The 9941-nt window shown below is 70.8% G+C and carries 10 protein-coding genes; 7 read left to right on the plus strand and 3 right to left on the minus strand.

Annotation, left to right across the window (positions count from 1 at the left end; translation table 11 throughout):
* Positions 1 to 60 precede the first annotated feature (60 nt).
* Together ACLJQF_RS47120 and ACLJQF_RS47125 are read right to left on the minus strand one after the other, a co-directional pair.
* Complete coding sequence (locus ACLJQF_RS47120; RefSeq protein WP_410617075.1) at positions 61 to 1035, minus strand: hypothetical protein; 975 nt, start codon at positions 1033 to 1035, stop codon at positions 61 to 63.
* Complete coding sequence (locus ACLJQF_RS47125) at positions 1032 to 1613, minus strand: TetR/AcrR family transcriptional regulator (RefSeq protein ID WP_410617076.1); 582 nt, start codon at positions 1611 to 1613, stop codon at positions 1032 to 1034. Before ACLJQF_RS47125 ends, ACLJQF_RS47120 begins: the two co-directional genes overlap by 4 nt.
* 60 nt (positions 1614 to 1673) lie before the next feature.
* On the opposite strand from ACLJQF_RS47125, the gene ACLJQF_RS47130 reads away from it, so the two are divergent.
* The 4 genes from ACLJQF_RS47130 (at position 1674) to ACLJQF_RS47145 (ending at position 5925) form a co-directional block, all read left to right on the plus strand.
* On the plus strand, positions 1674 to 2675 hold the full coding sequence (locus tag ACLJQF_RS47130) for a hypothetical protein (protein WP_410617077.1): 1002 nt from the start codon (positions 1674 to 1676) through the stop codon (positions 2673 to 2675).
* Between the two features lie 163 nt (positions 2676 to 2838).
* A complete protein-coding gene (locus tag ACLJQF_RS47135) occupies positions 2839 to 3633 on the plus strand; it encodes a hypothetical protein (RefSeq protein WP_410617079.1) in 795 nt (264 codons plus the stop codon).
* Between the two features lie 35 nt (positions 3634 to 3668).
* Entirely contained in the window at positions 3669 to 4982 is a 1314-nt protein-coding gene (locus ACLJQF_RS47140; RefSeq protein ID WP_410617080.1) for an alpha/beta hydrolase fold domain-containing protein, read from the plus strand.
* A 67-nt stretch (positions 4983 to 5049) separates the two neighbouring features.
* On the plus strand, positions 5050 to 5925 hold the full coding sequence (locus ACLJQF_RS47145; RefSeq protein ID WP_410617082.1) for an LLM class F420-dependent oxidoreductase: 876 nt from the start codon (positions 5050 to 5052) through the stop codon (positions 5923 to 5925).
* Here the strand turns inward: ACLJQF_RS47145 and ACLJQF_RS47150 are convergent.
* Complete coding sequence (locus ACLJQF_RS47150) at positions 5922 to 6737, minus strand: alpha/beta fold hydrolase (RefSeq protein ID WP_410617084.1); 816 nt, start codon at positions 6735 to 6737, stop codon at positions 5922 to 5924. The genes ACLJQF_RS47145 and ACLJQF_RS47150 overlap by 4 nt on opposite strands.
* A 70-nt stretch (positions 6738 to 6807) precedes the next feature.
* Between ACLJQF_RS47150 and ACLJQF_RS47155 the strand changes: the two genes are divergently transcribed.
* From ACLJQF_RS47155 to ACLJQF_RS47165, 3 genes are all read left to right on the plus strand, one after another.
* Positions 6808 to 7410: a TetR/AcrR family transcriptional regulator gene (locus ACLJQF_RS47155; RefSeq protein ID WP_410617085.1), complete on the plus strand. Its 603-nt coding sequence runs from the start codon at positions 6808 to 6810 to the stop codon at positions 7408 to 7410.
* A 104-nt stretch (positions 7411 to 7514) separates the two neighbouring features.
* The gene (locus ACLJQF_RS47160; RefSeq protein ID WP_410617086.1) at positions 7515 to 8963 is read left to right on the plus strand and encodes a hypothetical protein; all 1449 of its coding nucleotides are present in this window, start codon (positions 7515 to 7517) and stop codon (positions 8961 to 8963) included.
* Positions 8964 to 9170: 207 nt separating this feature from the next.
* The gene (locus tag ACLJQF_RS47165; protein WP_410617088.1) at positions 9171 to 9818 is read left to right on the plus strand and encodes a GTP pyrophosphokinase family protein; all 648 of its coding nucleotides are present in this window, start codon (positions 9171 to 9173) and stop codon (positions 9816 to 9818) included.
* The last annotated feature ends 123 nt before the right edge of the window (positions 9819 to 9941 follow it).

Genomic DNA, 9941 nt, shown 5'->3' on the forward strand with positions numbered 1-9941 from the left:
CGCATGTTAACGTTAACATGATCCGGGGTACGCTGACTTTAGGTCGGTGTCGTCCGGTGGTCAAGAGCCGGACGGATGGCGCGCCAGCTGCTCGGCGATCTCGTCCCGCGGATACGGTGTCTTTCGGCTCTCGGTGTGCAGCGCGAAGTAGAAGTCGTTCACGACGGCGGCCAGCGGGGCGTACCGGCGGATGAGCGGGGCCGGGTCCGGCACTTCCCCGGCGGCGCACGCGCGGACGAAGTCGTTGCGGGTGCGGGCATCCGGCCACGCGCGCAGGCCGCGGACGTGCCGGTTGACCAGCTGGGTCAGGACGTAGGCCCGGTCGTGATCGGCGTGTTCGGCCAGGAACTCCGCTTCGGCGTCCGAGAGGTCGAAGCCCGGGGCCACGGTCAGGCCGAAGTCGGTCAGGTAGAGGCGTTCGCCGTCGGTGACGATGTTGGCGAAGTGCGCGTCGAAGTGCTGGACGCCCCGCGCGGCCAGGAATTCGGTGATGTGCCGCAGGTCTTCCTCGAGCGGCAGGCCGTCCCCCGGCCACCCGGCGAGGTCGTGCGGCAGGTGCTCGAGGAACAGCACGAGGTCGGTCGTGGCTCCGGCAAGCGCTTCCAGCCGCCGCCGGACGCCGTCGTCGCCGTGCCAGAACGCGACGTCGGCTTCGATGTCGCCGCGCGGGCGGGGCAGGCCCGGCCGGAGCCGCCAGTGGTGCAGGAGCGGGAAGTTCCCGCACTCGCCGCCGCGGACCCAGGCGGTCGTCATGAGGTGCGCTTCCAGTTCGCGCCAGGCCCCGCCGCCCGCGGACCCGACCCCGTAGTGCGACCACGGCGGCAGCCCGTAGAGGTCGGCCGTCGAGCGGGGGTTCGCCAGCTCGACGTCGGTGAGCGGGACGCGCTTGACGAAGACGGGTTCGCCGGCCACCTGCAGCAGCCAGGACGACCCGCCGATGCCGGTGCCGAGCGGGCGGGCCGCGGCCAGGAGGTCGTCGCCGGCTTCCGCCAGTGCGGTGGCGATCTGCTCGTGGCGAGCGAGCCGGGGTGTCATGCGCGCACCAGGGGGAGGTAGACCTCGTCGACGATCTCGACGAGCACGCCGTCTTCCACTGTGGCCAGTCCGTGCGTGAGGTATTCGTTGCGCAGCAGCACGAGAGCCACGGTGGCGACGCGCGGGTGCCGCGCGCTCGGCCGGGCCTCACCCCGGGCCACCGCGTGGCCGACCAGAGTCACCCAGGCGGCGCTGCCTCCTTCGGCGGCTTGTTCGTGCAGCTGTTCCCGGAGTTCCGGTTCGTCGCCCACGCCGGTGAGAAGGCTGCGGAGGGCGCGCGCGGCGGGCGAAGTCTGGCCACAGTTGATCGCCCGCAGCAGCGTCAGCGCGTCTTCGCGGAGGTCGCCGGTGTCGGGCGGCTTGAGCGTGTCTTCGGCGAGGTGGCGGTAGGCGGCGACGCCGAGCGCGGCGCGGTTCGGCCAGCGCCGGTAGATCGTGTTCTTGTTCGTGCCGGCGCGCCGGGCGACCCGTTCCATGGTCAGGCCGGGGTAACCGGCCTCGGCGAGTTCGGCCGCCGCCGCGCGCAGGATCGCCTCTTCCAGTTCCGTGCCCCGGCGCCGGGTCTTCGGTGCGGCCATGGGCGCCAGCCTAGCCTATTAGGGTACGGTACGGTCCGTACCCTAATGAGAGGAGCGACCATGCGAGCCAAGGGCATCGGCTACGACACCGGCTTCGAGCGTGACGGGCGGTTCAACAGGCCCTTCGAGCCGGACCTCGTCCGCCGTGAGCTGACGATCATCCGCGACGACCTGCACTGCACCGCGGTGCGGCTGATCGGCACCGACCTGGACCGGATCGAGTTCGCCGCCCGCGAGGCGGCCGCGCTGGGGCTGGAGGTGTGGTTCTCGCCGTTCCCGTGGGACCGCACCCCGGACGAGCTCCTGGCCCTCCTCGCCGACGGTGCTGCCCGGGCGGAACGCCTCCGCGAGGCGGGTGCCGAAATCGTGTTCGTCACCGGTGCCGAGCTGAGCCTGTTCTGCCACGGCTTCCTGCCGGGCGCCGGCCTCACCGAGCGGCTGGACAACCTCCTGGCGTCGCGGGAACTCGTGGCCGGGCTGCCCGGGCGGATCAACGCGTTCCTCGCCCAGGCGGTGGAAGCGGTCCGCGCCCGGTTCGGCGGCCGCGTCACGTATGCGGCAATTCCCCTGGAGCGCGTCGACTGGGCGCCCTTCGACATCGTCTCGGTGGACGCGCACCGCTCGAAGGAGGTCGAGCACCTCTACCGCGAGGGCGTCCGGAGCCTGGTCGTGGCGGGCAAACCGGTGGCGATCACGGAGTTCGGCGTGACGCCCTACCGCGGCGCCGCGGATCTGGGTGCCCGCTGCGGCGAGATCCTCGAGTACGAAGACGATGTCCCGGTCCGGCTGAAGGGCGACTACGTCCGGGACGAACAGGAGCAGGCGCGCTACCTGCGCGAACTTGTGGAGATCTTCGCGGCCGAAGGCGTCGACGCGGCTTTCGCCTGCACGTTCGTGTGTTACGGGCTGGTGCACCGGGCCGATCCCCGGACCGACCTGGACATGGCGAGCTGGGGCGTGGTGAAGGTACTGGAGGGCGGCGCGGGGGAGACGTACCCGGGCGTTCCGTGGGAGCCGAAGGCGGCGTTCGGCGCGCTGGCCGAGTGCTATGCGGTCGGATGAATTCTTGGCCAACCGTCGCGACAACCGGGTCGTCATTGACAGAAAGCGCTGTCTCTTCTAGCTTCATAGCGCAAGACATCGGATGTCCAGCCCGGTTTCCGGGTCCGTCCGCCGACCGATGTGCACCCCTGCCGAACAGCTCGTCAGGAAGGACACACCGACGATGCCGAAATTCCCCCGCCGGACGGCCCTGCGCTCGCTCGCCGTCTCCGCGCTCGCTGTCCCATTCGTTCTGGGCACAGCTGTCCCCGCCCACGCGGCCCCGTTGTGGCACCCGGACCCCGCTACCGACGGCCTGAAGGCCTTCGAGGGCATCGAGGCCGACCGCGGCAACCACCACCCCGACCGCAAGTACGTCGTCGTCGAAGGCGACCACTACCGGTTCAACATCTGGAAGGACGACCGCGACACCACCGGCGGCGGCGACCGCCAGCGCACCGAGTCGAAAGGCATGGTGCAGAACGGCACCACGCTGAAGATGCACAACGGCGAGACTTGGACGCTCTCCTATGAGATGTACATCCCCGCGTCCCTGCACGGCACCAGCAAGTTCACCCACATCTTCCAGACGAAGACGCCGTCGACCAACGGCGGTCCGTGGGTGACACTGGACCTCACCCGCAGCGGCGGCAAGGAAATGCTCAACGCGCGCGCGTACGCCAACTCGGGTTCGCCGAGCATCGCGGCCACGGACCTGGCGCCGCTGCGGGACAAGTGGATCACCATCGAGTGGACGTTCACGCCGGGCGCCAAGGGCAAGGCGGGGTGCGTCATCCGCAACGGCACCGGGTCGGGCGCGCCGGTTGCCGCGCAGGGCTCGATGTCGAACGTGAACCTCCCCGACCAGGGCGACTACGTCCGCCCGAAGTGGGGGATCTACCGCTCGGTCGAGAGCGCGTCGTCCGACATTCTCAACACCTACCTGCTGTTCCGGAACTACACGGCGGCCCGCAAGTAGGTGCGCCTTCGCGCGACCAGGGTGACACTGGCGGCATGAGGGTCGTCGACGGGCAGCGTGGTGCGTACCGCTCGTCGACGACCCTGTCGACCGCGCCGTCGGCGCTGCGCCGTGGTCCGTTGCTGGTCACGGCGGTTTTCGCGGCCCTCGGCGGCGCGGTGATCCCGGCGGCCGCGCTGCCCGCGTTGTGGCGGGTCTGGCAGCTGTACGCGATGCTGTTCGGCGCGGTCGCCGCCGTCGGGATCATCGCCGCCGTCGCGGCGCTCGGGTGGCCGACGCGCAAGACGGCGCACGTCGGCGCCGCGGCGGCGGCCGGCGCGCTCGTCCTGTGGGTGGTCAGCCGTCCGCTGGGGCTGCTGACGCGGTTCGATCCCTGGCAGCCGGCGGACACGGTGGCCGGTTTCACCGACTACGTGTCCGCCGGGCTGCAGGTCGTCGCGCTGTTCGGGTTCCTCGTCGTGGCCCGGCGGCGGGCGCACCCGTGGCCGTCCGCGGCGCGCCGGGTGACGGCGTGGATCGTGCTGTTCCCGGTGCTCGTGACGGTGCTCGCGACCGGCGTGGCGGGCGCCGTCGCGGCCGGCGACAGCAGCTCCGGGCCGGCCGCTTCGCCGTTGCTCGACGCCGGTCCTGGCACCTACGAGTACTGCCGTCCGGCCGGGATTCCGCTGGCCATGGACGTCTACCGGCGGAGTTCGGGCGGGCCGCCGGTTCCGGTGGTGCTGGTGCTGCACGGCGGCGGGCTGGTGGTGGGCAACCGCAAGCCCACCGGGCCGGGTGCGCTGCTCGCCGGCTCGCGGTTCGGTCCGCTGCGCGACGAGCTGACCGCCCGCGGGTTCGCGGTCGCCGTGATCGACTTCCGGCTCGCGCCCGCGGCGCCGTGGCCGGCCCCGCTCGCCGACGCCCGGTGCGCGGTCCGGTTCCTCAAGGCCAACGCGGCCGCGCTGGCCGTCGACCCGGCCCGGATCGCGGTGGCGGGCACCGGCACGGGCGGCACCCTGGCGTCGCTGCTCGGTGTCGCGCGGGGTCAGGACACCGGCCAGTACCCGGGCCAGGACAGCACGGTCCGCGCGGTGGCGGCGCTGTCGGCGCCCGCGGACTTCGACCTCGCGGGCCTGGACCCGCTCACCCGCGCGTCGGTGCTGGTGGCGCTGGGCCGCTCGCCGTCGGCACTCCGCTCGGCGAGTCCGCTGACCTACGCCGGCCCGGGCGCACCGCCGTTCCTGCTCGGCAACGGCGGCCGGAAGTCGGCCGAGTTCGCGGCCCGCCTGCGTGCGGCGGGGGTTCCGGTGACCGAGGGCCCGGTGTCCGAGCGCTCGGCCGCGGACTTCTTCGCCTCGACCACCGGGTGAGGCTTGCGCTGGAGCGCGCTCCAGGACCTAGCGTGGGGGCACACCGACCATCTCAGGAGTGCGTTTCATGGAACTCGGCTTCCACCTTCCCATCTTCGACATCGACGGCGGGCCGTCCGCCATCGCCGGCGAGCTCGCCCGCGTGGGCACCGCGGCGGAGGAAGCGGGGGCGACCTGGCTGTCCTTCATGGACCACTACTTCCAGATCGAGCCGACCGGCCTGCCCGCCGAGTCGCACATGCTGGAGGGCTACACCACGCTCGGCTACCTCGCCGCGCACACGTCCCGGATCGAGCTGGGCCTGCTGGTCACCGGCGTGACGTACCGGCACCCCGGTCTGCTGGCGAAGATCGTCACCACGCTCGACGTCCTGTCCGGCGGCCGGGCCGCACTCGGCATCGGGGCCGCGTGGTTCGAGCGCGAGCACCGGGGGATGGGCGTGGCGTTCCCGCCGATCTCCGAGCGGTTCGAGCGGCTGGAGGAGACGCTGCGCATCTGCGCGCAGATGTGGGACCCGGCGGACAACGGCCCGTTCGAGGGCAAGCACTACCAACTGGCCGAAACGCTGTGTTCGCCGCAGCCGATCACCCGGCCCAAGGTGCTCATCGGCGGCGCCGGGGAGCGCAAGACGCTGCGGCTGGTCGCCCAGTACGGTGACGCCTGCAACATCTTCGGTACCTCGCCGGAGGAGGTCGCGCACAAGCTGGACGTGCTGCGCCGCCACTGCGACGACCTCGGCCGCGACTACGATGCGATCCGCAAGACCATCCTGGCCAACAACCCCCGCCCGGCACCGGAAACCCGCGACGACTTCGTCCGTTCGATGGCGGGCTACGCGAAACTCGGCGTGCAGACGGCGATCATCACCCCGACCACGGGTTCTCCGGCCGCGTGGATCGAGGGAATGGCGCCGGCGGTGCCGCAGCTGGCCGAGCTCGGCTAAGCGGTCAGGATCCGCGCGGTGACCAGCTCCGGCCGTTGCAGCGGCAGGGCATGGGTCGCGCGCGACACGATTTCGACGTCGAGCAGCGGGTTGAGCGCCTTCACCCGCTGCTCGACGTCGCGCGCGGGGTGGATCACGCTGCGCCCGCCCAGGACCAGCCGGACCGGGACCGCTATCGCGCGCAGCTGCTCGTCGGTGAACACGTAGTCCTGCGGGTGGTGCGCCCGGTACTTCAGGCCACCGAACAGCAGCGGACGGAGGGTGCGCCGCACGGCCGCGCGGGGACGGGGGTCGAACCAGGTCGCGATCTCCCGCATACTCCACCAGATGAAGCTCCACCCGATCGGCGCGAAGCCGGCCGGCTCGATCGCGACCACGCCCGCGATCCGGGCCGAGGTGCGGACGGCCAGGTTGAGCGCCAGCCAGCCACCCCGCGAAACCCCGGCCAGCAGGACTTCTTCGTGGCCGAGGCCGTCGAGGAGCTCGCCGAGCCAGGCCGCGCAGTCTTCGCCGGTCGTGGCCGGCCGCGTCTGACGCGAGCGCCCGGGTTCGCCGATCGTGTCGACGGCGTACACGCGGTGCCGCGCGGCCAGGTCCGCGACGTGCGGGTACCACGAGAGTGAGGTGCCCATGACTCCCGGGAGCAGCACGATCGGCGGCCCGGCCGCGCCACTCGCCCGGACCCGCGTCGGGCCGTAGCGCGTCGCGATGTCAAGGTCCCGCACCGGGACGGGCCAGTGGGCGGCGATCTCGTCGTACGCCGCCAGGTACCGCTCTTCGCTGCGCGCGTCCTTGAACTTCCCGATCAGCATCGGCCCTCCCCAGGGTTCATGGTGCAGATGCACGATAACACTCCGTGGCGTTCTGTGGCAGGGTGACCGCGTGCCGAAACGCGTCGATCACCAGCAACGCCGGCGTGAGATCGCGGAGGCGGTGTTCCGGATCGCCGCCCAGGGCGGGTTACCCGCGGTGACGCTGCGTGCGGTCGCCGCCGAAGCCGGAATCTCGATGAACCTGGTCCAGTACTACTTCCCGGCCAAGGGCGACATGCTGCGGTTCGCCTGGCGGCGGGTGGTGGAGCTGAGCATCGAGCGGGGTACCGTGGAGGTCGGCCGCGCGCTGAAGAGCGGCGACGAGCGCGCGGTGGTGCACGCGTACCTGACCGCGGTGCTGCCGTCGGACGAACGCACCCGGCTGCTCTGCGCGGTGCAGATCGCGTACTTCGCCGTGGACGTTTCCCGCGGCGGGCAGCACCCGGAGCAGGAAGCATTGCTGCCACACCTGGTGCGCGGGCTGGCGGAACAGATCAGCTTGGCGCAGAACGGAAAACGCGTCAGCTCGGCGCTGGACGCCGCCCTGGAGGCGGGCGCCCTCGCCACGATGGCTGCCGGTCTCGTGACCGGAATCCTCGTGGGAGCATACACCGTCGAGGAGGCTTTCGCTCTCATCGATTACCGACTGGGTCACCTGTTCCCGGCGTCTTGAGTCAAGTCCACAGTAGACATTCAGTGTATTTTCCTTACCGGTGAACCGCTTCGCCGAATTGTCCGTGTGCCCTGGTGAGGTGGCGACCAGAGAGGAGGGGCTTGATGCCCCACGTGCGCACGACAGGACGACACCGCAAACGCGCGACGATCGGACTCGCGGCACTGGTGGGCGTAGCCGGTGCAACGGCAACGGCAATCGCGTTGACCAGCCCGGCAAGCAATGCGGCCACGGAACAGTGCAGCGGTCTGGACACGGCGTTGCAGAACAATCTGACGTTCATCGCGAGCCAGCGCACGGCCCCGGACGCCCAGTCGGAAGCCCGCATAGCCAACCGCCAGGCGGTGGTGGACCAGATCGGCCGGCAACGCCAGGCGGCGGGCTGCGCGAAGCAGGTGGCGGCGAACGAAGTGGCGGCCCAGTGCGCGGCGCTCGTCGCGGCTCCGGATGCGGCTTCGCAGGATGCGGCCGGGCGGAAGAAGACCGCTGACCAGGGTGAAGCGGGCGCCGGGAAGGCGCAGCGGAAGGGCATGGCGGGCAACGGCGCGGCCGACGAGAACGGCATGGCGGCGGAGAACGGCATGGCCGGCGCGAACGGCGCCGCCGACGAGAACGGCATGGCCGGGAACGGCGCCGCCGAGAAGAAGGGCGCGGCGGCCAAGAAGGGTGCGGCCGCAGAGAACGGCGAGGCCGGGAACGGCGAGGCCGGGAACGGTATGGCGGCCGACGAGAACGGCATGGCCGGGAACGGCGCCGCCGGGAAGAAGGGCGCGGCCGAGCAGAACGGTATGGCGGGTCAGAACGCCGCCGACCAGGACGCCGCTGCCGCTCAGGCCTGCGAGGTGGTCCAGAAGTGCCTGGCCCAGGCCGCCGGTGTGGACAACGCCAACGCCATGGCGAATCAGAACGGCAAGGCCGAGGAAAACGGCATGGCGGACCAGAACGGTATGGCTGAGCAGAACGGCATGGCCGGCATGAACGACGCGGCCGAGCAGAACGGCATGGCGGACCAGAACGGTATGGCCGAGGAGAACGGCAAGGCTGCCAAGAAGGACGCCGCCGACCAGAACGGCATGGCCGACCAGAACGGCATGGCCGACCAGAACGGCATGGCGGCGGAGAACGGCGCCGACGAGAACGGCAAGGCCGCCAAGAAGGACGCCGGGCAGAAGGATGCGGCGAAGCAGAACGGCATGGCCGGTGAGCAGCAGAATGCCGGCAAGATCGTCCTCTCGGCGCAGGACTGCGCGGCCATCCTGGACTGCGCCGCCCAGGCCGCCGATCCCGCTGCCGCTGCGCAGCAGCAGGGCATGGCCGGCGAAGAGAACCAGAACGCGCAGGACCAGAACGCGCAGGACCAGAAGGCCGAGAAGCAGAAGGCCCAGGACCAGAAGAAGGCCCAGGACCAGAAGAAGGCCCAGGACCAGAAGAAGGCCAAGAACAACAAGGCCGATAAGGCTGCCCAGGCCGCCGAGAAGGCCGCCGGCGCGGCCGCGGCCCAGTGCGTCGCAGCGGCGGTGGCCGCGGCCGAAAAGGCACCCGCGGGACGCTGATCAGCACCGGACCCGGACCGGCAGCCCCGGCCCGGGTCCGGCGGCGTACCTGACCTGCCGCCGTAGTCGAAACCCGGTCTACCGAACCCAGTCGTGTACCCGAACCGGTGACCGGCGGGAACTTCGGCCCGTCGCCGTCCGTTCTCCGGACAGAGCGCAGTACTCTGGCGCCCGGACAACGACCGACGACAGCACCACGAGGCTTCAGTGACCACCGACCCGGCGGCCGAGGATCTGCGCGAGGCGGCCGATGAGCTCGCCGTCGCCGGGCAGCTCCCGCGATTCCTCCTGATGTACAAGTTCGCCATCGAAGAGCTGATGACGAAGCTGCGGATCCTCAGCGAGGAGTTCGACTTCGTCCACCAGCACGACCCGATCGAGCACATCACGAGCCGGGTCAAGCGGCCGGAGGCCATCAAGGAAAAGGTGCACCGCCGGGGGCTGACCGGCGACTGGGTTTCGGCGGCTGCCGCGCTCGATGACATCGCCGGTATCCGGGTCGTCTGCCCGTTCGTCTCCGACGTCCACGAAGTCGCCCGGATGCTCACCGCGCAGGACGACGTCGAGCTGCTGCGCACCAAGGACTACATCGCGAGCCCGAAGGCGAATGGCTACCGCAGCCTGCACCTCATCGTCCGCATCCCGGTCTTCCTCTCCGACCGGGTGGAAAAGGTCAAGGTCGAGGTGCAGCTGCGCACCATCGCCATGGACTTCTGGGCGGCGGTGGAGCACAAGCTGTCCTACAAATACCGCGACAGCGTCCCGCCCGACTTCGCCGGCGAGCTCGCGGCGGCCGCCAGGACGGCGGCCGACCTCGACAGCCGGATGGCCGCGCTCCACGAGCGGATCCGCTAGTACTGCAGGGCGAGATCTTTGTTCGGTGCGGCCGAAGACAGCCTGCCAGGACAATCCTGGACGCCGGCCTGCCGGTCTGCCGCAGCTGGTCGTGAGTGGTAATTCGGGTTAGAACCCGAATTA

Origin of the sequence: Amycolatopsis sp. lyj-109 (genome assembly GCF_046548995.1) — a bacterium.
Lineage (GTDB): Bacteria > Actinomycetota > Actinomycetes > Mycobacteriales > Pseudonocardiaceae > Amycolatopsis.

Bases quoted from the DNA above. Each gene is read 5' to 3' on its own strand.
- ACLJQF_RS47120 (WP_410617075.1), bottom strand. From the start codon at position 1,035: ATGACACCCCGGCTCGCTCGCCACGAGCAGATCGCCACCGCACTGGCG.
- ACLJQF_RS47125 (WP_410617076.1), bottom strand. From the start codon at position 1,613: ATGGCCGCACCGAAGACCCGGCGCCGGGGCACGGAACTGGAAGAGGCG.
- ACLJQF_RS47130 (WP_410617077.1), top strand. From the start codon at position 1,674: ATGCGAGCCAAGGGCATCGGCTACGACACCGGCTTCGAGCGTGACGGG.
- ACLJQF_RS47135 (WP_410617079.1), top strand. From the start codon at position 2,839: ATGCCGAAATTCCCCCGCCGGACGGCCCTGCGCTCGCTCGCCGTCTCC.
- ACLJQF_RS47140 (WP_410617080.1), top strand. From the start codon at position 3,669: ATGAGGGTCGTCGACGGGCAGCGTGGTGCGTACCGCTCGTCGACGACC.
- ACLJQF_RS47145 (WP_410617082.1), top strand. From the start codon at position 5,050: ATGGAACTCGGCTTCCACCTTCCCATCTTCGACATCGACGGCGGGCCG.
- ACLJQF_RS47150 (WP_410617084.1), bottom strand. From the start codon at position 6,737: ATGCTGATCGGGAAGTTCAAGGACGCGCGCAGCGAAGAGCGGTACCTG.
- ACLJQF_RS47160 (WP_410617086.1), top strand. From the start codon at position 7,515: ATGCCCCACGTGCGCACGACAGGACGACACCGCAAACGCGCGACGATC.